Genomic DNA, 20,601 nt, shown 5'->3' with positions numbered 1-20,601 from the left:
GGGTGCGCACTGCCTGAGCGCAGTGCATCCACTATCGGCCAGGTGCCCGGCTGCCGCCGCCGCACACCCCTTGGCGCTCGGCCACATGGGCGCGCGGCAGCGGGGCGTACCGAAACGGCTCGCGAGGAGGTGTGGTGTCCGGTGGTCAGGCCGCCCCCGGCCGAAGGACGGGGAGCCCGGCCGTGTGCGCGGCCTCGGCGAGTACCTCACGCAGCATGGCCGCAGTGAGGCGACCGGCGGACACGTTGCGCCGGCTCACGTGGTAGCAGCCGAAAACGGTCAACGGGCGTCCGGACCCGTCCAGGGGCTCCAGCGTGGTCCGGGCGCCGTGACCGAAGGGCGGACGGGGGCGTGGCACGCTCCAGCCCGCCTGGCGCAGGGCCGGCAGCGTGGCCTGCCAGCCGAAGCCGCCCAGCACGACGAGGGAGCGTGCCGTCGGCCGGAGCAGCTCCCACTCCCGCACCGCCCAGGGGCGGCAGGTGTCGCGCTCACCGGTCGTCGGGAGATTGGCGGGCGGGGCGCAGCGTACGGGGGCGGTGACCCTGACCCCGTACAGCTCCAGTCCGTCGTCCCGATGTGTCGCCGTGGGCCGGGAGGTCAGACCGAGCTCGTGGAGCGTCGCGAACAGCAGGTCACCGGACGGATCACCGGTGAACATCCGGCCGGTCCGGTTCGCCCCGTGCGCGGCGGGCGCCAGCCCCGTGATCACCAGCGAGGCGGTCGACGGCCCGAATCCGGGTACCGGACGCCCCCAGTACTCCCAGTCGCGGAACGCGGCACGTTTGACGGCGGCGGTCTCCTCGCGCCAGGCGACGAGACGCGGGCAGGCCCGGCACGACACCAGCCGCGCGTCCAGACCCTTCAACGTACGGGATGCGGTGGCGGCCGACTCCGGGTACTCGGTGGCGCTGGACAAGGACAACCCCGTTTCGGAGAGTGGGCGGCTCGTGCGTGCCCCTGCGTCCGGGACGACGCAGGGAACCACCACTCCTTGTTACCCGACGCGCTCCTTCAACAGCTGCTCGGGAACGAATCCCGCCCCCGCGAGCCGCTGCCAGAGTTCCTCCGGCACCGGGAAGCGGGCAGCCGCCGCGTTCGCCTCCACCTCGGCCGCCGACCGGCAGCCGAGGACGACCGAGTCGACGGCGGGATGCAGCAGCGGGAACTGGATCGCTGCGGCATGGATCGGCACCCCGTACGCGTCGCACAGCTCCCGGCACTGCCGGGCCCGCTCCAGCACCCGGGCGGGAACCGGGTGATAGTTGAACATGGCGTCGGGAGAGGGGTCGGCCAGCAGGCCCGTGTTGAAGACACCGCCGACGACCACCGAGGTACCCGTCCTGGCGCACACCGGCAGCAATGTCGCGAGCGCCTGGTGGTCGAGGAGGGTGAGGCGGCCCGCGATGAGTACGACGTCGGCCTCGAACTCCGCCACGTACGAGGCGAGCGGACCGCTGTGGTTCATGCCGAATCCGATGGCCCTGATCAGACCCTCGTCGCGCAGTCTGCGCACCGCCGGATAGGCCGTGCGGCGGATCTCGTCCGGGTACTTCTCCGGGTCGTGCAGATAGAGGATGTCGACGCTGGAGCGGCCCAGGCGGCTCAGGCTCGACTCCAGGGACTCCCGGATGCCGCGCTCGGTCCAGTCGGTGATCACCTCGCCGGGGGAGCCGTCCGGTAGGGGGCGCAGCAGCCAGCCCGCCTTGGTGGAGATCACCGGGGCGGTGACCCCGCAGGGGCCGAGCAGCCGGCCCAGCCGCTGTTCGGCGAGGCCGTGTCCGTAGCGGGGAGCGGTGTCGAAGTACGTCATGCCGGCGGTGCCCGCCGCCTTGAGGGTCGCGGCGGCGTCCTCGTCGGTGACGGCCTCGAAGAGACCGCCCAGGGGTGCGGTGCCCAGGCCGAGGCGGGGCAGGGCGAAGGGCAGCCGCTTCGCCGGTCGGTCGGTCATGCCGTCTCCCACGGTGAGGCACAGGCCGCGCGGCCTGCGCGCAGTGTCATGGTCAGGGTCAGCCGGATCCGTGAGTGCCCCGGGAGGCCGACCCGGCAGTACGGTCCCTCGACCGGCTGCTCGGGGCCGTCGTCCATGCGGACGGTGGCGACGTGGTGCTCGGCGAACGAACCGGCCTGCACCAGCAGGGAGCGTGCCGCGCCGCCCAGGTTGACCAGCTCCACGACCGTGTGGTCCGGGCGGATGTCGGAGACGAGTGCGGCGACGTCCGGCGGCAGGCCGGGACGGCGGGCGTCCGCATCGTGGTAGCGGACGTGCAGGTTGACGAGGCCGCCGTTGTAGAGGACCTGCGGGGAGCCGGTGGTCAGCTGCAACAGGGCTTCGGTCACGACGGGGTTGAGGTGCTGCCAGTGGTGGATGCCCAGTGCGTCCGGGCCGACGGCCGGGTCGACGGTGTCGTTCTCGATGGCCTCGACCCGCTCGGCGCAACTGGCCAGGGCGCTGCGCAGCATCCGCTCGGGGTAGTGCGGGTTCCGCCCGTGCAGGAACTCGTACCACGGCTCCTCGTGCCCGGCCTCGTCCTTGATGCGCTGGGTGTGCACAGCGGTCCAGTCCCAGCGGGATGCGGAGCGCAGCCGCTCGATCCGGTCCCTGTCGAGGTCGTCCCGGCTGAAGTGCCAGAGGCCGAAGGGGAGTTGTCCGGGCATGACGGTGTAGTCGAACCAGCCGGAGTCGTTGTGCCGCTGGGGAACCATGAGCGTCCGCTCGGCCGTCATCGCGCGCAGATGCGGCTCCCAGCGCTCGCCGAGCGTGCCCATCCCGTCCGCGCCGCGCTCTTCGGCGTGGGACAGCACCGCGTCGAGGGGGTTGCGGGCCAGTTCCAGATAGCCCCGGTCCCCGGTGAGGAGCGTCGCGTTGGCCGCGCCGACAAGGGTGGCGCCGGCGACGGGGGAGAGGCCGTGCGGCCAGGACCATCCGTAGTGGCCGCCGTACCAGCGGCCGTCGAGGTACTCGCCCACCACACCGTTCAGGCCCGCATTATCGGGCACGACGTCGCGGCCCGTGAGCCGCTCCTGCCACACGCCCACGTACTCGGCCACCCAGTCCGCGTAGCGCTGCTCGCCGCTGAGCAGGAAGGCCTGCGTCGCGAGCCCGGTGGAGGCCAGATTCGCGATCGTGTCACCGCGGCCCATCCTGTCCCACATCGCACGGCCGTACGCGCGTGCACGCGCCGGGGACGCGGCCAGGTCGTCGAAGGACGCGAGGTCATCGACCCCGTCCAGCGGCATACCGTACGGGCGCAGGGCCAGGCTCCACGGGAAGTACGGCTCCTCGTCGCTGAAGCCGAAACGCGGACCGCCCGAACCGTTGTGCGGGGCGCGCACGACCCGGTGCTCGGGGTCGTAGTTGGGGCCGCCGGGAAGGTAGAAATCGGCGAAGCGGAGCGCGAGTTCGCGCAGCTCGGCGTCGTCCGGGTCCGCGAGGCACAGGCCGTAGAAGAGGAGCATTCCCTCGCCCTGGTGGAACCAGTCGTAGCCCCGCTCCAGGCCGCCGGAGAGCATGCCCATCTCGGTCAGTTGCGCGGTGACGCCGCGCCAGTGCCGCCGCGCGGCGGTCAGCAGATCCGCGCTGCCGCCCAGTACGTACAGCGTCGGCCAGTTGAAGAACGGTTCGTAGAAGTCGTCCACGCCGTCCCGCCCGTCCAGCCCCTGACCGAGCGTGTCACGGAAGACGAGGCGGCCGTCCCCCTCGGTGTAGCGGTCGGCGAAGAGCCGCCACGCCTTGTTCTGGAAGTCGAACAACTGCCGTTCCAGCTCCGCCCATCGGGGGAGGCCGGTGACGCTCCGGGTCGCGGTCAGTAGTGGTCCGTGGGCCGCCGCCCCTGTGTGTGTGCCGGTCCGCTCAGGCCTGAGCATCGAGAACACCTGCTCCCTCGTCACGTAAGCATTGAATAATCGCCCATCGATAGCCGATGGTTAGACTCACTGGCGGGGAGCCGACGTGTCAATACTCAGGAGCCGCCCCGCACGCCCCGAGGAGGAGGCACACCGTGATCGACTGCCACGTTCACCTGTGGGATCCGGCAGAGGGATTCCCGTGGATCAGACCCGGCAGCGAACACCATCACGTCTTCGGCGAGGCCGACTTGGCCCAGTCGGGCGCTGGCCTAGGGCTGGCCGGCGTGGTGCTGGTCGAGGCGTCGCGCGGGGATGCGGGAGAGACGCATGCCCTGCGTGAACTGCGCCTGCGCCGCCCGGACCTGGTCGCCGGGTACGTGGCGAACCTGCACGTGCACGGCGCGGACGGGCCCGACGCGTTCCGCTCTCTCCTGCACCGGTGGGGTGGCTCGCGTCCCGATGGGATGCGGCTGGGCGGGGCCTCGTGGACGGACACCCCGGAGCCGGCCCGCGCACTCGTCCCGGTACTGGCCGACGAAGGTCTGGTGCTCCAGCTCAACCTGTACCGGGGGGCGTTGACGGCGGCGGCCGACGTCTCCACGCGATTCCCGGAGCTGGCCGTGGTCGTCGACCACCTGGGAAACCCTCCGGACCCGCGTCTGCCGGGGGCGGCGCAGTGGTACCGGGACATCGAACGGGCCGCGGCGAGCCCGAACGTGGTGGTGAAGGTCTCCGGGCTGCTCACCCAGCAGCACGGGACCCCGCCGCGGCATATCGCCCACATGGTGCGGCACGTGGTGGACACGCTCGGCCCCGACCGCTGCCTGATCGGCTCCGACTGGCCCATCTGCCTGCCCCGCGGCTCCCGCGCCGACTCGCTCGCGACATCCCGGCTCGGCCTTGCCCACCTGACGGCCGAACACTGCGAGAGCGTCCTGCACACGACCGCGGTCCGCGTGTACGGACTCGACGACGACCGTGGTCGTGACTCACCGTCCGGTGGTTGACAGTGCTCGAAGGCCCCTGATTCGATTCCCTCGATGATCGATAGGCGATGATCAGTGACCGACTCCGCCTGGACGTGAGTCGGCCCCGACCTCCGCGGAGACACTCATGGCACAATTCGACTTTCCCCTGGACGAGCTGGAGCGCTACCGTCCGGCCCTCTCCGAGCCGGACGACTTCGATGTCTTCTGGCAGGAGACACTCGCGCAGCAGGAGGGGTTCGGCCTCGCCGCGACGTTCGATCCGGTGCCCAACGGGCTCGCCACGATCGACACCTTCGACGTGACCTTCGCCGGCTACGGCGGCCACCCGGTGCGCGGCTGGTTCCATCTCCCGGTGACCCGTACCGGCCCGCTGCCGGTCGTCGTGGAGTACCTCGGCTACGGCACCGGCCGGGGAGCGCCGCACGAGATACGGCTGTGGGCGGACGCGGGCTACGCGCACTTCGTCATGGACACCCGCGGCCAGGGGGCCGAGACACCCGACCCCGACCCGGCGAGCGGGGACATCGCGGCGCCCGGCTTCCTCACCCGCGGCGTGCTCGACCCGCTCCGCTACTACTACCGGCGCCTGTACACCGACGCGGTACGTGCCGTCGCCGCGGTGCGCACGCATCCGGACGTCGACCCGGCCCGCGTGGTCGTCACCGGCACCAGCCAGGGCGGCGGCATCGCCCTCGCCGCCGCGGGCCTCGTCCCCGACCTCGTGGCGGCCATGCCGGACGTGCCGTTCCTGTGCCACTTCCCGCGCGCGACGACGATCACCGACATGCCCCCCTACGACGAGGTCACCAGGTTCGTGAAGCGGCACCGCGAGCACGCGGCCACGGTGGCCCGCACCATGTCCTACTTCGACGGCGCCGCCCTGGCCCGTCGGGCGAACGCGCCGACGCTGTTCTCCGTCGGTCTGATGGACCGCATCTGCCCGCCCTCCACGGTGTACGCGGCCTTCAATCATTACGGCGCCCAGGGAGATGTCGATCAGTCCGACAAGCAGATACAGGTGTATCCCTTCAACGACCACGAGGGCGGCGGGCCTGCCCACGAGGTAGTCAAACTGGAGTGGCTGGCCGATCAGCTGGAAACCTCGGTGTGACTCCATCGAGGGAAGACGGGCGCGTATTATGTCGCAACTGACGTGCCCCAGTGCAGGATTGGGAATTCATGGCATCGAATGCGTCCGGTGGGTTCGTCTCCACACTGGCCACCAACAAGGACCGGTTCCGCAAGACCCTGATCTCGGACCAGGTGTACGACCTGCTGCGCCAGGCCGTCGTCGAGGGCGATCTCGCGCCGAACGACCGCGTGGTCGAATCCGAGATCGCGCGGCGGCTCGGCGTGAGCCAGGCGCCGGTGCGTGAGGCGGTCAAGAGGCTGGCCCGTGAGGGCTTGTTCACGCACGTGCCGCGACGCGGTCACTTCGTCGTCGAGGTCTCCTCGCAGGACGCGGAGTACGCCCGTCAGGTGCGTGAGCCGCTGGAGAGCCTCGCCGCGCAGCTCGCTGCGGAGCGCATCACCGATGAGCAGCTCGCCGAGCTCGACGCACAGGTCGAGCGGATGCACGAGGCGGTCGCCACGAACGACGTCAGCGGCTTCCGTGACGCCGACGTCGAGTTCCACTCCCTGGTCAGCCAGTTCGCGGGAAACCCCTTCCTCGCCCGCATGTGGGAGGTCATCGAGCCGAGTCTGCGCACTCTTCGTGCCATCTCCGACCCGCTCTTCGACGGTGACAGGCGTGCGATGGCCGACGAACACGGGCGCCTGGTAGCCCTCTTGAGGCAGAGGGAGCCCGGTAAGGCGGCCCAGGCATTCGGCGACCACGCCGCCGGCCGAGGTCCCGTTCCGGATGCGCGGGAGACGAAGCAGCCGCGCAAGAAGGCCGCCGCGGCGAAGCGCGCCACGTCCAGGAAGACCGCGCCGAAGTCGAACTGAGAAACCGTCATGGGCCCGGTCCGGATACTCCGGACCGGGCCCATGACGCTGTCCGCGTCCGGGCTACCGTCGGGCGCCCGCAGTCCACACGGGCGCCCCGTACTGATAGGCGCCCAGGCTCGGGGCCGGATCCGTGGAACCGTCGTTGATGCCGGGAAGCGCTATCCCCGCATTGCGGGCCGGTGAGCCTGCGGTGAGCCGGTAGTCGTGGCCCGCCGCGTCGACGAACAGCGGATCGGTCTCCGCCGGGAGGTTGTTGGAGAGAACGAGCCCGCCATCGGTCGCGCCGGTCAGGCCCCGGATCGTACCGAGGTTGTTGTAGATCCTGGTGCCGGTCGACTGCCCCGGCTCCTTCACGTAGAACAGCGTCATTCCGCCGGTGTTGTTGTAGACGCCGTTGTCGTGCGACCCGGTACCGAGCCCGTTCAGCATCACGGTGCCCTCCCGGTTGCCCCAGCCGACGTTGTTCGCGATCACCAGATCGCTCTGGCCGTTGTCCGCGTAGATTCCCGAGATTCCGAAGGTGGTCGAGGTCGTGGCCGGTGCCGGGTCGTGCAGCACGTTGTGATCGATGGAGGTGCCCATCATCCAGGCACTGCAGCAGGTGTAGACGGCCGCCACGTCGAGGCTCATCCGGGCGTACCCGGAGATGTCGTTGTACGCGATCAGGTCCTTGCCCGGGGTGAGGCCGGCGACCTCGTTCCACTGCAGGTTGATCCCGCTGCGGCCGACCCGGGAGATCGTGTTGTGCGTGACCGTCTGACTGTTGCCCTGCACGGCGATCCCCGCCGCGTAGGTACCCATGTAGTCGACGTCGTGGATCACGTTGTCCGTCGCGGTGTTGTTCTGTCCGCGCAGCGCGACGCCGTTCCCGGCGCTCAGCGACAGATCGCTGTTCACGATCTTGTTCCCGGTGCCGTCGAGGACGATGCCGCTGTCGCCGACGCCCCGCGTCACCGTGCTGCCGCAGTCCGTCGCGCCCCGGGTGATGTCCGTGTAGTGCGAGAGGTACTGGCCGCGGATGCCGTCCAGGGTGATGCCGGTGCTGGAGGGTCCCGTGGTGATCGTGGTGGCGAACAGACCGATGCCGTCGACCGTCGTGTGAGAGGTGTTCGTCAGGTCGAAACCGAGGGTGCGACGCTTCACCTCGACGGTGCGGGTGTCCGGGTCATCGGTGCCGTACACGTACAGGCGTTTCGCGACCGGGTCGTAGAACCATTCGCCCGGGTGGGCGAGTTCGCCTATCTTTCCGGAGAGGGCGTACCGGGTCTCCTTCGGCACGACCTTGTGGACGCAGGGCGGCGCGGCGTCCAGCGTCACCGAGCCTACGGCGGAGCTCTTGACCGTGGTGGTGGCCGAGACATACCAGTACCCGGTGAGGGCGCGCGCGCCGTTCCAGTACCCCGCCGGGCGGGTCAGGTCCGCATCGGCGACGGTGGCGTCCGCGCTGCCTTCCCCGGCGTACTGGAGCGTGGGAGCGAGCAGGTCGAGGCCGGGATAAGGCCATTGGGCCTCGACGCCCGCCGCCCTGTCGGTGAACACCTGCACGGTGGTCACGTCAGGACCGAGGTCTACGGCTGTGCTGTAGACGTGGCCGTCGGCCACCGCGTCGCTGAACGCCGAGTCCGCGGCGAACGGGTCGGTGGCGGCGATCTGCGTGACATCGGCTGCGGTGACCGGATCGAAGCCGCCGATCCTCGACGCACCGCTCACCGTCACCTTCGCACCCGGTGCCGCGCGATAGGTGATGGGAAGCTGGGCGCTGCCGGAACGAGCCGGCACCACGGTCTCCTCGTAGGTTCCGGACAGGATCAGGCAGGTGTCGCCCGGCACCATCACATCGGCGCACTTCTGGATGTGCCGGAACGGGGAGGTGGCGGTCTTGCCGCCGGCCGCGTCCCGGCCGGAGGACGACACGTAGTAGACCGTGCCCGCCTGGGGTCTGACGGGATGGGCGGCGGCCGGATGGCCGACCGCCACCATGGCCAGCGATGCGAGCAGGGCGGCTGCGGACCAGGGCCCTTGGCGGGACCGTGGTTTCCAACTCCTCAGCACTCCGTGGTCCTTTCTCTACTCTCGGCTTCTCTTCGGACGGGGCATGACGTACGGGGTCATCCCTTCACGGCGCCCACGGTGAGACCGCTGATGATGTGGCGCTGCATGTAGATGAAGAAGATGACGACGGGTGCGATGGCGAGCAGAAGGTTGGGGAACACCTTCGTCAGATCGGTCGAGTACTGGCTGATGCCGGCGTAGACCGCCGTCGTGACCGTGTAGTGCCCGGAGGACGGGCTGAGCAGGATCTGCGGGGAGATGAAGTCGTTCCAGATTCCTATGGAGTTGAGGATGAGCACGGTGACCACCGCAGGGCGCATCAGGGGGAAGATGATGGACCAGAACGTCCGGTAGCGGCCTGCGCCGTCGATCGTCGCCGCGTTGTCGATGTCCACCGGGATGGTGCGGATGAAGCCGACGAACAGGAAGATGCTCACCGGCAGGGTGGAGGCCACATCGTGCGCGACCAGGCCGGTCACGGTGTTGGCCAGGCCGATCTCGCGCAGCACGTAGATCACCGGGATGATCACCGCGGCGCCCGGAATGAACGTGCCGGCCAGGAAGTACAGCAGGACCAGTTGCGTACGCCGTTTGAGGCTGCGCGCGATCGCGTACGCGGCGGGGCCGGCCAGCAGGATGCACAGCACGTCCACGAGCACGACGAGGAACAGCGTGAAGCCGTAGCCGTCGATGACGTTGAACTGCGGGCTGTTGATCGCGGCCGACATGTGCTCGAAGGTCAGCCCGTTCAGCGGGATCGAGAAGGGGTTGTCGAGGATGTCCTGCTGAGACTTGAAGGCGTTCACCACGAGCAGGTAGACCGGCACGATCATGGCGACGAAGAGCACACCGAGCAGGGCCCATCCCAGGGGCGAACGGCGCTCCTTGCGCCCCGTGTCCTGTGTGTCGGCGCTCTTGGCCGGCGCGGCCTTCGGCCTTTCGCGGACCTCTGCTTCCAGTACGACCACCAACGGCTCCTGACTAACTTGTCGCTGCTTGGTCCTGGCGGTTGCGCAGCGCCGTCACAAGGAGGGCGAGCACTGCGGACACCACCATCAGGAACACCGCCTGCGCGGTCGCGTATCCGACCTTGGTGCCCTCGAAGGACCGGGCGAGAATGAGATAGGTGAAGGTCTGCGTCGACCCGGCCGGACCGCCGCCGGTGAGGCTGACCACGATGTCGTAGGCCCGGATGAGCCCCACCAGGTTCAGCACCGTCGCCACGGTCACCACGGGGGCGATCATGGGGATCACGATCCGCAGATTGATCTGTCGCTTGGACGCGCCGTCGATCGCCGCTGCCTCCAGCAGCTCCGCCGGCACGGTCTGCAGGGCTGCCACGAACAGCACGACGTTGAAGCCGAACCCCGCCCACACGATCACGGCGATCAGTGAGATCAGGGCGAACTGCTCGTCGAAGAGGAACCCGACCGGCTCGACTCCGAACTTGGCGAGCGTGTTGTTGATGGCACCGTTGGTGCCCAGGATCGCCGCCCACAGGTACCCGAGGATCAGGGCACTGATGACGTGCGGAAAGTAGGCGACGGCCCGGAAGAACGAGTTGGCGCGCGAACGGCCCTTGAGCGCGAGCGCGTACACGAGCCCCAGACCCACCATGAGGACGGTGCCGGCCGCGGCGATCAGCGCTGTCACATACCAGGCGTCCGAGGAGCTCGGATCGTCGAAGAGGTGCCTGTAGTTGTCGAGCCCGGTGAACGTGGCGGTGGAGAAGCCGTCCCAGTCGGTCAGGCTGAGATAGACGGCGACTCCCACCGGCACGACGGTCATGACCGTGTAGAGGAGGACGGCCGGGCCCATCATCCCCAAGGACACGGCCAAATTTTGTAGGCGTGCCCGGCGCCGCGCCCGGTCGTTCAGGCCTGCGTTCAGCTCTGCGAGTTCCACCACTTGTCCAATCCGTCGGCCGCACCCGAGGCGGACGACCCCGTGTACAGGGACTGGACCTGCTTGTTGAGCTCGTCGCTGAAGCCGGCTATCGGCTGGCTCTCACCGGACTTCACGATCACGGACGGCGCCTTGTCCAGGATCTGCTGCACGGAGGTGCCCAGGCTGGACATCGGGTACGTGAAGCCCTCCCGCAGGTTCGCGTCGGAGGCGAGCTGGCTCTTGATGGCCTTCGGATCGGTGGTCGCCCACTTCACGAACTTGATCGCCTCGGCCTTGTGCCGCGACTTGTTCACCACGACGTACGGGTTCGAGATGTTGCCGAACTGGCCCGACGGGTAGGCCCCGTCGGTCGGCATCGTGAAGACCCCGATGTCGTCGCTCTTCTTGGCGGCGTCCGCGGCGGGCACGAAGAACGAACCCATGACGTACATCGCGGACTTGCCGTTCAGGAAGGCCGTCTGACCGTCCGCGTAGGTGAGACCGAGGGCGCTCTTCTCCAGGTAGCCCTTGTCGATCCAGCCCTTGTACTGCTGGAGGTAGGGCAGGTAGCCGCTCTTCGCGAAGGAGGCCTTGCCGTTGTTGCGCTTGACCGTCCACCCGGGATCGGCCGTGAGGACCCCCGCGTCGGCCATCATCGAGAACTGGGAGCCCGTGACCCATTGACCGGCCGCCTGCAGCGGCTTGTAGCCCGCGTTCTTCAAGTCGCCCATGGCCGCGGTGAACTGATCCAACGTCCGGATCTTCGAGGCGTCGAGCCCCGCCTTCTCGAAGGCGGCCTTGTTGTAGAACACGAGCGACTGGATCTGCTCACCCACGCCGACCACGTAGCGCTTGCCGCCGACGGTGTACTGGTCGGCCAGCGGCGTCTTGGCGGTCCAGGGCTGGTCGGACAGGTCTGCGAAGAGCGAAGCGGTGTCGGCGGTCGGGACGATCTGCTGGGCGACGTCCGGCGGGTCGCCCGCCGCCAGGTCCTGCCTCAGTTTCGCGTCCGCCGAGATCGTGCCCGTCAGTTCGAGCTTGACGTGCACACCGGGGTGGCCCTTCTCGTAGGTGGCGAAGAGGTCGTTCCAGTACTTCTCCGTCAGGTTAGGGGTGATGTTCACGATGACGCGGAGGGTCGTGCCCTCCGACGCCTGGTCGGACCCGCCCCCGCAGGCGACGGCCGACGCCATCACCAGGGGAGCCACGGCGAGTCCGCACGTGCGACGCCACATTGTTTTCATCGGACACGCTCCGTTGCGTAGTCGTGAATAATCGATAGCTGGTGCTCAGCCGCAGAACTCCCGGTGGAGCGACGGCGCGAGGGGGTGCGGGCGGTCGGGGGTGCGTGTCGCCCGGTGGGTGGTGCGATGCGACGGAGGCGGGGCGGGGCCTGCGCCTCGATCACGTCTATCGTCTATCGATTGTTGATGCTAAAGCCGGCTCCGTGCTTCTTCAAGGGTGCTGCCGCAACCTCTGGGTCTGATTTCGCCCCGCGGCCGGCCGGGCCGTCCGATTCCGGCGCTCATCTCCGCTGTGGCGAGGCGAAGTTCGAAGCGAGCGTCCGGAGGTCGGAGGCGGCCTGGCCGGCCGGGTTCACTGCTGTACGTCGAGCTCCAGCTCGATCACCGGGAGCAGTACGTCGGGCCGGGCGATCGGCAGGGTCAGGGTGAGGGTTCCCGCCGGCTGGCTCGGCGGCGCCAGGTTGTTGTGCTCGTGCCGTGAGCCGTCCGTCTCGTGGAAGAGGATCTCCGAGCCGTCGTGCAGGAGTTGGGCGTAGCGCACACGTCCGGCCAGCCCCGGCAGATGAAGGTGCTTGAGCGGCCAGACCGGCAGGTGCAGGTAGAGGCGGTTGCCGGACTGCGTGTACAGGGTGTGGGCGGGCGGCTCGAACGCGCTCGGCCCCGCGCCGTGCACGGACCGTGCGTGCAGCTCGGTCCACTCCCCGATGGTCCGGAGCGTGGAGCGGGCCTGCGGATCCAGGGCGCCGCGGCCGGTGGGCCCGACGTTCAGGATGAGGTTGCCCCCGCAGGCGACCGACTGCACCAGCATGCGGACCAGCAGCGCGGGGTCCTTGTAGTCGTGGTTGTCGCGGTCGTACCCCCATGAGCCGTTGAGCGTGTGGCAGGCCTCCCACGTGACCCGCTTCCCGCCACGCTCCAGCGGTCGGTCGGGCTGGTACTGCTCGGGCGTGACGTAGTCGCCGGGTATGCCGAGCCTGTCGTTGACGAGGATGCCCGGCTGCAGTTCCTTCACCGTGGCCAGCAGGTGCCTGGCGCCCCACTCCTCGGGGCCCTTCTCCGGATACGTGAAGTCGAAGAAGAGGGTGTCGATTTGGCCGTATCCGGTGAGCAGCTCACGTATCTGCCCCTCCATGTAGGCGCGGTAGCGCTCCATGTCGCGGGGCTCCCGCTCGGCTGCCGTGCCCCGCAGCGGGTGGTGCTCGTCGACGGTGAAGTCGGGGTGGTGCCAGTCGAGGAGCGAGTAGTACAGACCGACGCGCAGTCCCTCGGCCCGCATCGCGTCCACGAACTCACGGACCAGGTCGCGGCCTGTCGTCCGTACCGAGTTGTAGTCGGTCAGTGCCGAGTCGAACAGGCAGAAGCCGTCATGGTGCTTGGCCGTAAGAACCGCGTAGCGCATACCCGACTCCCTTGCAGTACGCGCGAGTTGACGTGCGTCGAAGAGATCAGGATCGAATCGGGTGAGGTAACGGTCGTACTCCTGCTGGGACATGGACTCCCGGCTGCGGACCCACTCGTGCCGCGCTGCCAGGCTGTACAGGCCGAAGTGGACGAAGAGCCCGAAGCGTGCCGCCTCGAACCACCCCGTGTCACCGGTGGAATCGGCGGAATTCGTGGACGCACCGTTCATGAGAGCTCCTGACGCATTGACAGCACTAATCGATTGGCTGTTATCTACCATCGATAGGCGATGATGTCACTGGCGTTGCGTGCGACGAGCGCGCGGAAAGGCACGTGCATGCACTCGATCGGGGACCAGGAAGCGGCGTCGACGGCGGAGGCCCGCACCGGCGGGACGGAGGGGAGCCAGGTCTACGAGTCGATGCGAGCGCCGGTCCACACCTCCTCCTACGTTCGGCCCACGTCACAGATGGTGGACGCTCTCAAGGACGTGAGCGCGGCCACGGCCTGTGCGAAGCTCCACCAGATGGGCATCACCCGGACGTTCATCGACGGCCCGGTGCCGCTGCACCGCGAAGCGGACGTCAAGGTCACCGGCGGTGCCGTGACGCTGCAGTTCCTTCCGCAGCGGGAAGACGTCTTCAACGGGGCGGAGCAGGAGGACATCGAGCGCAAGACCCCGCTCTGGGGTGTCCTGGAATCCATCCGGCCCGGCGACGTGCTGGTCATCTCGGCCCACGGCAGTCACTTCACCGGCTGCCTCGGCGACATGCTCGTGCGCTACTTCAAACTGCGCGGCGGCGCCGGGATCGTCGTGGACGGACGGGTACGGGACGCGGCCCGGGTGCGCGCGCTCGGCGTGCCCATCTGGTGCACCGGCGTCACCCCTCACTACGCCTCGCAGACCGAACTGTTCCCGTCCGCCTTCAACGTGCCCGTCGGTGTCGGCGGCTCACTCGTGACGCCGGGAGACCTGATCGTCGCCGACGAGGACGGCGCCGTCGTCGTGCCCCAGCGGAACGCGATCCCGCTGGCCGAGGACTCCCTCCTCCACCAGGACCGCGAGGCGTTCGCCCGCCGCCGTCTCGACGAGGGCGGGCGTCTGTCCGACTACTACCCGCTCACCGGCGAGGGCATGACCGAGTACCTGGCGAGCCGGTCCGCCACCTGAGCCGGGGTGACCGGCCGGGTCAGCTCGTCCCGGAAGGCCATGCGCCCTTCGCCGCCCGTGGATACGCCGATGGGCGGCGAGAGCGCGTGGGCGGTTCCCTGGCCGGCCGCAACCACGGGCGAGGCGTCGCCGGGGGCCCTTGGGCTGCGCCGCACGACCACCGGCCTCGCCTCCTCCCGCCCTTGCCGCAGCACGGCTGCCGGACGCCGACCACTGGACACCGCTGCACGCCGCCACGCCTTCGCCGCCCCGCAGTGCTTGGGGGTCCACCTCTACGGTGGACCTGATGGATGGGGCCTCGGCGGCAATTGACTCCCCGCCACGGTCGCGCCGGGCGGAAGGCGGTGGCCCGTCAGGGCGGTGCGGTCGGTGGCCCATGAGGCCGGTGGGGTCGGTCAGGAGTGCCCGGCGGAAGGGGGTCGGGTCTCCCGGGGCAGGCGCGCGCGGAGGGTGCCGGCGAAGTCCTCGGCCCGGGAGAGCTGGACGCGGAGCTTGGTGACCTGTTCCGCTGCCGCCCGCTCGTACGCGCGTACGCGATCCAGCAGACCATCGCGTTCGCAGGCGTCCAGGCCGGCGCCCGCGTCGAGGCGGTCCGTGGCGTCGAGCAGGTCGCGCATCTGGTCAAGGGTGAAGCCGAGCGGCTTCATCCGGCGGATGACCATGAGCCGCTGGACGTCGCTCTCGGTGTACAGCCGGAAGCCGCCTTGCGAACGGGCCGAGGGGACGACGAGCCCCGTCTCCTCGTAGTGGCGGATGGTGCGCAGGGAGAGCTCGGTCCGCGCGGCGACCTCGCCGATCTGCATGTGCTTGTCGTCCACGCCCGTGGTCCTGGCCCTTCTCCTCGTGACGGCCGCATCCTGGCGCGGGCCGTCACCAACCTCTACTCTAACGTTAGGGTAGAGTTGTGACGGTGGGGCGGCCCAACTGCCGCGCCCGTGCTGTTCCGGGCCGATGGCGCCCCGATGAAGATCCGATTCTTGCAGGAGTATGCGTGCGCGAGCCCAAGGTGCTGACGGCCGCCGCCTGCCCGCCGTAACTCTTCGTCCCCGGACGTGAGGCGCCCGGCCCTGCGCCGCGCTTCGTCCCTCCCTTCGACTTCCGGCCCGTCGGGGCCGTCCGCGGAGTGCCGGCCCGGCCCCTCCGCGTCTGTACCGCACGCCCCGGCCCGCTGGGCGGGACTGCCCGAGCACGACAGGTACTCACCACCTTGTCTTCTTCCGTCATGACGCCCGCCGCTGTTCTGCGGGGCCTGAAGCCCGACTGGCTGTCCGACCCGAAGGTCTGGCGTACCGAGGTTCTGGGCGGCCTGGTCGTCGCGCTCGCGCTGATCCCCGAGGCGATCTCGTTCTCGATCATCGCCGGCGTCGACCCGGCCATCGGCCTCTTCGCCTCGTTCACCATGGCCGTCACGATCTCCATCGTCGGAGGACGCCGCGCGATGATCTCCGCGGCCACCGGCGCCGTGGCACTCGTCATCGCCCCCATGAACCGGGAGCACGGACTGGGCTACCTGGTGGCCACCGTCATCCTGGCCGGCCTCTTCCAGATCATCCTGGGCGCCGTCGGCGTGGCCAAGCTCATGCGGTTCGTACCCCGCTCGGTGATGACCGGCTTCGTCAACGCCCTCGCCATCATGATCTTCATGGCGCAGGTCCCCGAGATGCACGACGTGCCCTGGGCGGTCTATCCGCTGATCATCGGCGGCCTGGCGCTCCTGGTGTTCTTCCCGAAGCTCACCAAGGTGGTCCCCGCGCCGCTGGTCTCCATCCTCATCCTCACCGTGATCACCGTTGCGGCCGGGATCGCCGTGCCCACGGTCGGGGACAAGGGGGAACTGCCCTCCTCGCTGCCGGTCCCGGGCCTGCCGGACGTGCCCTTCACCCTGGACACCCTGACCACGGTCGCCCCCTACGCCCTCGCCATGGCGCTCGTCGGCCTGATGGAATCCCTGATGACCGCCAAGCTGGTCGACGACATCACCGACACCCACTCCTCCAAGACCCGCGAGTCCATCGGCCAGGGCATCGCCAACATCGTCACCGGATTCTTCGGTGGCATGGGCGGCTGCGCGATGATCGGCCAGACGATGATCAACGTGAAGGTCTCCGGCGCCCGCACCCGCCTTTCCACCTTCCTGGCCGGGGCGTTCCTGATGGTGCTGTGCGTGGTCTTCGGTCCGGTCGTCTCCGACATCCCCATGGCCGCCCTCGTCGCCGTCATGGTCATGGTGGCCTTCGGCACCTTCGACTGGCACTCCATCGCCCCGAAGACCCTCCAGCGGATGCCTGCCGGCGAGATCGCCGTCATGGTCATCACCGTGGTGGTCGTCGTCGCCACCCACAACCTCGCCATCGGGGTCGTCGTCGGCTCCGTCACCGCGATGGTCGTCTTCGCCAAGCGCGTCGCCCGACTCGCGGACGTCACGGCCGTCAGGGATCCCGACGGCACCAGCGTGGTGTATGCCGTGACCGGCGAACTGTTCTTCGCCTCCTCCAACGACCTCGTCGGCCGGTTCGACTACGCCGGCGACCCCCACAGAGTCGTCATCGACCTGTCCGCCGCCCACATCTGGGACGCCTCGTCCGTGGCCGCCCTCGACGCCATCGAGACCAAGTACGCCCAGCGCGGCAAGACCGTCGAGATCATCGGTCTCAACGATCCGAGCGCCGATCTCCACGGGAAGCTCACCGGAGAACTCACCAGCCACTGACCCCCGCGGTGACCGGCGGACCCGGCATCACACCCCGCCGGGGCCCGAGACGGTGAACAGGGCGCCACCGGGGTCCCGGATGATGCGGGTGTCCTTCGAGCAGCCGAGCGGGGGAGGAGCCGGTGAGGATTCACCGCCCGCCGCATCGGCTGCCGCCGCGGTCGCACGGCTGTCCTCCACGCGGAAGTCCACCATCCACCGAGGCCGCATCCTCGGGTCCGGGGCGGATTCGACGCTCCCGCCCCGCAACGTGGCGACGGTGTGTCCGGCCACCCGGACCACGACGTGATCCTGCGCGTAATCCACCGTGCACCCGGCCTTCGGCTCCGCCCAGTCGAAGATCTCGGCGTAGAAGATGGCCGCCTCGAAGGCGTGACGCGTCCTGAGGTCCAGGCGTGCGGGCGCGCTGCCCCGGCCCACGGTCCAGGCCAGGGCCGGCCCCTCCCAGAAGCCGAAGGCGGCGCCGTCGCGGTCCGCTGCGAGGGCGGCACGTCCTTCACCCAGCCGCGCGGGCCCCACGGCGAGCGTGGCCCCCCGCTCCCTCACGCGGTCCGCCGCCGCATCGGCGTCGGCCACCGCGAAGTACGGCGTCCAGCGGGCGGTGAGCCCGCTGCCGTGGCAGTACCCCATTCCCGCGACGGGCTCTCCGCGAGCCGTCGCGACGGAGAAGTCGCGCCCGAGGGAGCTGTCACGGAATTCCCACCCCATCACCTGGGAGTAGAAGGACCGGGCCGCATGCGGATCGGGCGTCACCAGGCTCACCCAGCAGGGCGCGCCGGTCACCGGTGTCGTCATTCCGAGGGCCGGCATCGAAGACTCCTTGCCTGGTCGTGGAAGCCGGCTTCTTCGGGTCCCGACTGCGACCCGTCGTCCGCGCGGCGCCGCCGCCGGGCGCGGACGGAGCATGTGCACGCCTCGACCGCCGGCCGCCCCGAAGCGTCCGGCCGGTGTGCCCTGACCGCCGACTCACCTCTGCAACTGTGGGCACGGCCGCCGCGCCACCGCACCCGGACCACGTCCCGCACACCGCACATTCCTCATACCGGGCGCGGCGCCGTGCCGCACGGGCCGGGGCGGTCACCCGGAGCGGCTTCGCCCACGGGCGCGCGTCCCGCCGGACGTGGCGGCTTCCGCAGCGCGGGCCCCATTGACGGGCGCGATGCGGTGCGGGCGGCCGGACAGCGCCTCATGAGCCTGACCCGGGCTGCTCCGCTGCGCCGCCTCGGAGGTCCCGGACGTACCGGTCGAACCGTGTGCCGTCCTGCCTGCGTGTGCGTCCGACGGGGGTGAATCCTGCCCGCCGCGCGACGGCCCCGGATCCGGGATTGTCCGGATCCACCTGGATCACTGCCTCCGCTGCGCCCTCACTCGCCGCGTACCGCATCACCAGGAGAACCGCTCGGGTGGCCAGACCGTGTCCTCGCCAGGAGGGATAGAGGCCGTACGCGACGTTCACCTGGCCGGGAGCCAGGCCCTCACCTGCGAACCGCAGGTCGACGGTTCCCGCGAGTATTCTGTCGGCGCCCGCCCGGATCCCGAAGGCGCGGAGCGGTCCGGCGCCTTCCCACTGATCCCGGCAGTGCCGGACGTACGCCTCGACGCCCTCACGCGTCCCCGGACCGCCGTTGAGCCAGCGAACGAGCAGTTCGTCCTCCCCTGCGAGGTGCGGTTCCACATCCTCCGGCTGCAGCGGGGACAGGGTGATGACGCCGTCGGACAGCTCTCTTTCACGCATCCGGCGATTCTCGGCCTCGGCCCCGCATCGCACCACCGATTTCGTTGGGGCGGCGAGCCGTGACCTTCTTCCCCCAGGCCCGACGTTCCACCGGCCCGCAAGCCCTCCGGTGGTTCGGGAGGCGCGATCGGGCCGTCCGGCAGTGGGGCGGCCGCTTCACGCGCCTGCGGCGCCCCTTCTCCCTGGCCGGGGATCCGGCGTTGTTCTCCGCCCTGAAAGGATCCACCGACTCGGAGGTGATGTTCTACCTGGCCATCACCTTCGGTCTCGACCAGGACGTGCCGGGCGCCGTGGCACGCATGGCCGGGTCGATCGAAGGGCTGGGCCACGAGCAGGGGGTTGAACTCCCGCTCCGGATGACCGCGGCGGTGTCCGACGGTGAGCGGCTGTGGGCGTTCCGCTATTCGAGCCTGCGGGCCTCCAGGTCGCTGTTCTGCAGCACGGGCGCGGACACCGTGCAGGCACTCCAGCCGGACCTGGAGGTCCTGAGCGAGGCCTCGGACGGCACCCGCATGGTGGTCTCGGAGCCCTTGGGCGGACTGCCCGGCGAGTGGAACGAGGTGCCCGAGAGCAGCTACGGGGTCATCCGGCCGGGCGTCGACGCGTTCCTCCTCTTCGTCCCCGAACCCGCGTAGCGCCCGCATCGAGGCGATGGGGCCGGGACCCTTCGAGGGGAAGTCCCGAAGGGTCCCGTGGGCCGTCCTGCGGATATCAGGTGCCGGACAGGCCGGGGACGGCGAGCGCCGCGTCGATCTCCCGGACGAACGGTTCCAGATCGCCGGGGTTCCGTGAGGTGATGAGCGTCCAGCCGCCCGAATCGTCCGTGACGACCGGCTGATCGGTCCAGTCGCCGCCGGCGTTGCGGATGTCGGTCCGCAGCGAGGGATAGGAGGTGAGGCGTTTGCCCGCGACGGCCCCCGTTTCCACGAGCACCCAGGGGCCATGGCAGATGGCGGCGACGGGGCGGCCGGATCCGGTGAACGCGCGCACGATGCTGCCCGCGGAGCTCTGGGTGCGCAGCGTGTCGGCGTTCAACGTCCCGCCCGGTACGAGCAGAAGGTCGTACGCGGACGGATCGACGTCATCCAGCGTGAGGTCGGGGTGCAGCGTCCTGCCGGGTTCCTTGTCGCCGACGAGGGTCCCGACCGGGTCCTTCGTCACGGCCGCGACATCGACCTGGGCGCCCCATCCACGGAGGTGGTCGGCCGGAACGACGAGCTCGTCCTGCTCCACACCGTAGTTGGTGACGATGGCCAGCACCTTCCGCTTGCTCACCTCATGGTCGCTCATCGGTTCCGTCCGTCCTTTCCGTGTCCGTGCCGGGTACGTCGATCCGGGTCCGTGCGGAGTGCGTCGATCCGGCGTCTCGGGGACCGCAGGCTCTGGTTCCCGCTCGTGGCGGCGGTCATGCCCGCGGCCTGCCCGGTTTCCGGCAGCCTGCGGTCGCGCCGGGGCGCCCGCAACCGCAGGCCGCCCGAACGGCGTAGGGCCGTAGCGGGCCGGCAGCAGCGAGTACGACACGGGCCCGGGAGGTGTTTCCCGGCGTTGTGCGGGAAGCTGGAGTGACACAGGAGGCGGCGTCGGGCGCGACGGTGCCCGCACGCGCGTGACGGGCA

At 69.7% G+C, this 20,601-nt stretch carries 18 protein-coding genes; 6 read left to right on the top strand and 12 right to left on the bottom strand.

Features of this window, described 5'->3' with window-relative positions; genetic code table 11:
• Positions 1–145 precede the first annotated feature (145 nt).
• The 3 genes from ACGFZA_RS15570 to ACGFZA_RS15560 all read right to left on the bottom strand — a co-directional run bounded on the left by ACGFZA_RS15570 (position 146) and on the right by ACGFZA_RS15560 (position 3,888).
• Positions 146–916: a uracil-DNA glycosylase gene (locus ACGFZA_RS15570; RefSeq protein WP_393679421.1), complete on the bottom strand. Its 771-nt coding sequence runs from the start codon at positions 914–916 to the stop codon at positions 146–148.
• A 78-nt stretch (positions 917–994) separates the two neighbouring features.
• On the bottom strand, positions 995–1,948 hold the full coding sequence (locus ACGFZA_RS15565) for an aldo/keto reductase (RefSeq protein WP_385271591.1): 954 nt from the start codon (positions 1,946–1,948) through the stop codon (positions 995–997).
• Positions 1,945–3,888 carry a hypothetical protein gene (locus ACGFZA_RS15560; RefSeq protein WP_393679419.1) on the bottom strand — a complete coding sequence of 648 codons (1,944 nt, stop codon included), beginning with the start codon at positions 3,886–3,888 and terminating at the stop codon, positions 1,945–1,947. Before ACGFZA_RS15560 ends, ACGFZA_RS15565 begins: the two co-directional genes overlap by 4 nt.
• Before the next feature lie 110 nt (positions 3,889–3,998).
• Here ACGFZA_RS15560 and ACGFZA_RS15555 point away from each other — a divergent pair, with 110 nt between their 5' ends.
• The 3 genes from ACGFZA_RS15555 to ACGFZA_RS15545 all read left to right on the top strand — a co-directional run bounded on the left by ACGFZA_RS15555 (position 3,999) and on the right by ACGFZA_RS15545 (position 6,782).
• Complete coding sequence (locus ACGFZA_RS15555) at positions 3,999–4,853, top strand: amidohydrolase family protein (protein ID WP_385271585.1); 855 nt, start codon at positions 3,999–4,001, stop codon at positions 4,851–4,853.
• Positions 4,854–4,959: 106 nt separating this feature from the next.
• Positions 4,960–5,946, top strand: a complete 987-nt coding sequence (locus ACGFZA_RS15550) for an acetylxylan esterase (protein WP_393679416.1) — start codon at positions 4,960–4,962, stop codon at positions 5,944–5,946.
• Positions 5,947–6,014: 68 nt separating this feature from the next.
• A complete protein-coding gene (locus ACGFZA_RS15545; RefSeq protein ID WP_393679414.1) occupies positions 6,015–6,782 on the top strand; it encodes a GntR family transcriptional regulator in 768 nt (255 codons plus the stop codon).
• Between the two features lie 63 nt (positions 6,783–6,845).
• Here ACGFZA_RS15545 and ACGFZA_RS15540 read toward each other — a convergent pair whose 3' ends face one another.
• The 5 genes from ACGFZA_RS15540 to ACGFZA_RS15520 form a co-directional block, all read right to left on the bottom strand.
• Entirely contained in the window at positions 6,846–8,837 is a 1,992-nt protein-coding gene (locus ACGFZA_RS15540) for a right-handed parallel beta-helix repeat-containing protein (protein ID WP_393679412.1), read from the bottom strand.
• 56 nt (positions 8,838–8,893) lie between these two features.
• Positions 8,894–9,805, bottom strand: a complete 912-nt coding sequence (locus tag ACGFZA_RS15535; protein WP_385271573.1) for a carbohydrate ABC transporter permease — start codon at positions 9,803–9,805, stop codon at positions 8,894–8,896.
• Positions 9,806–9,818: 13 nt separating this feature from the next.
• Complete coding sequence (locus tag ACGFZA_RS15530) at positions 9,819–10,670, bottom strand: carbohydrate ABC transporter permease (RefSeq protein ID WP_385271570.1); 852 nt, start codon at positions 10,668–10,670, stop codon at positions 9,819–9,821.
• A 53-nt stretch (positions 10,671–10,723) separates the two neighbouring features.
• Positions 10,724–11,959 carry an ABC transporter substrate-binding protein gene (locus ACGFZA_RS15525; protein WP_385271567.1) on the bottom strand — a complete coding sequence of 412 codons (1,236 nt, stop codon included), beginning with the start codon at positions 11,957–11,959 and terminating at the stop codon, positions 10,724–10,726.
• Between the two features lie 361 nt (positions 11,960–12,320).
• Positions 12,321–13,598 carry an alpha-L-fucosidase gene (locus ACGFZA_RS15520; protein WP_393679409.1) on the bottom strand — a complete coding sequence of 426 codons (1,278 nt, stop codon included), beginning with the start codon at positions 13,596–13,598 and terminating at the stop codon, positions 12,321–12,323.
• A gap of 108 nt (positions 13,599–13,706) precedes the next feature.
• Here ACGFZA_RS15520 and ACGFZA_RS15515 point away from each other — a divergent pair, with 108 nt between their 5' ends.
• Positions 13,707–14,540 carry a ribonuclease activity regulator RraA gene (locus ACGFZA_RS15515; protein WP_385271561.1) on the top strand — a complete coding sequence of 278 codons (834 nt, stop codon included), beginning with the start codon at positions 13,707–13,709 and terminating at the stop codon, positions 14,538–14,540.
• Positions 14,541–14,935: 395 nt separating this feature from the next.
• Here ACGFZA_RS15515 and ACGFZA_RS15510 read toward each other — a convergent pair whose 3' ends face one another.
• Positions 14,936–15,358, bottom strand: a complete 423-nt coding sequence (locus ACGFZA_RS15510) for a MerR family transcriptional regulator (protein WP_385271558.1) — start codon at positions 15,356–15,358, stop codon at positions 14,936–14,938.
• A gap of 404 nt (positions 15,359–15,762) precedes the next feature.
• Here ACGFZA_RS15510 and ACGFZA_RS15505 point away from each other — a divergent pair, with 404 nt between their 5' ends.
• Positions 15,763–17,250, top strand: coding sequence for a SulP family inorganic anion transporter (locus ACGFZA_RS15505; protein ID WP_385271555.1), 1,488 nt, complete (start codon positions 15,763–15,765; stop codon positions 17,248–17,250).
• A 27-nt stretch (positions 17,251–17,277) separates the two neighbouring features.
• On the opposite strand, the gene ACGFZA_RS15500 is transcribed toward ACGFZA_RS15505, so the two are convergent.
• Both ACGFZA_RS15500 and ACGFZA_RS15495 read right to left on the bottom strand, forming a co-directional pair.
• Positions 17,278–18,060 (bottom strand): VOC family protein, encoded by a 783-nt coding sequence (locus tag ACGFZA_RS15500; RefSeq protein ID WP_385271552.1) that lies wholly within the window; start codon positions 18,058–18,060, stop codon positions 17,278–17,280.
• A gap of 376 nt (positions 18,061–18,436) precedes the next feature.
• Positions 18,437–18,985 (bottom strand): GNAT family N-acetyltransferase, encoded by a 549-nt coding sequence (locus ACGFZA_RS15495; RefSeq protein ID WP_393679405.1) that lies wholly within the window; start codon positions 18,983–18,985, stop codon positions 18,437–18,439.
• 200 nt (positions 18,986–19,185) lie between these two features.
• Here ACGFZA_RS15495 and ACGFZA_RS15490 point away from each other — a divergent pair, with 200 nt between their 5' ends.
• Positions 19,186–19,620 carry a hypothetical protein gene (locus tag ACGFZA_RS15490; RefSeq protein WP_393679403.1) on the top strand — a complete coding sequence of 145 codons (435 nt, stop codon included), beginning with the start codon at positions 19,186–19,188 and terminating at the stop codon, positions 19,618–19,620.
• 76 nt (positions 19,621–19,696) lie between these two features.
• Here ACGFZA_RS15490 and ACGFZA_RS15485 read toward each other — a convergent pair whose 3' ends face one another.
• Positions 19,697–20,275, bottom strand: coding sequence for a type 1 glutamine amidotransferase domain-containing protein (locus ACGFZA_RS15485; RefSeq protein WP_393679401.1), 579 nt, complete (start codon positions 20,273–20,275; stop codon positions 19,697–19,699).
• Positions 20,276–20,601: the final 326 nt, after the last annotated feature.

The organism is Streptomyces sp. NPDC048211 (assembly GCF_043202315.1).
GTDB lineage: Bacteria > Actinomycetota > Actinomycetes > Streptomycetales > Streptomycetaceae > Streptomyces.
The sequence above is the reverse complement of the archived record's forward strand: the minus strand, read 5'-3'. Positions and strand labels throughout refer to the sequence as shown.

Bases quoted from the DNA above. Each gene is read 5' to 3' on its own strand.
- ACGFZA_RS15565 (WP_385271591.1), bottom strand. From the start codon at position 1,948: ATGACCGACCGACCGGCGAAGCGGCTGCCCTTCGCCCTGCCCCGCCTC.
- ACGFZA_RS15545 (WP_393679414.1), top strand. From the start codon at position 6,015: ATGGCATCGAATGCGTCCGGTGGGTTCGTCTCCACACTGGCCACCAAC.
- ACGFZA_RS15495 (WP_393679405.1), bottom strand. From the start codon at position 18,985: ATGCGTGAAAGAGAGCTGTCCGACGGCGTCATCACCCTGTCCCCGCTG.
- ACGFZA_RS15500 (WP_385271552.1), bottom strand. From the start codon at position 18,060: ATGCCGGCCCTCGGAATGACGACACCGGTGACCGGCGCGCCCTGCTGG.
- ACGFZA_RS15515 (WP_385271561.1), top strand. From the start codon at position 13,707: ATGCACTCGATCGGGGACCAGGAAGCGGCGTCGACGGCGGAGGCCCGC.
- ACGFZA_RS15505 (WP_385271555.1), top strand. From the start codon at position 15,763: ATGACGCCCGCCGCTGTTCTGCGGGGCCTGAAGCCCGACTGGCTGTCC.
- ACGFZA_RS15525 (WP_385271567.1), bottom strand. From the start codon at position 11,959: ATGTGGCGTCGCACGTGCGGACTCGCCGTGGCTCCCCTGGTGATGGCG.
- ACGFZA_RS15550 (WP_393679416.1), top strand. From the start codon at position 4,960: ATGGCACAATTCGACTTTCCCCTGGACGAGCTGGAGCGCTACCGTCCG.
- ACGFZA_RS15520 (WP_393679409.1), bottom strand. From the start codon at position 13,598: ATGAACGGTGCGTCCACGAATTCCGCCGATTCCACCGGTGACACGGGG.
- ACGFZA_RS15485 (WP_393679401.1), bottom strand. From the start codon at position 20,275: ATGAGCGACCATGAGGTGAGCAAGCGGAAGGTGCTGGCCATCGTCACC.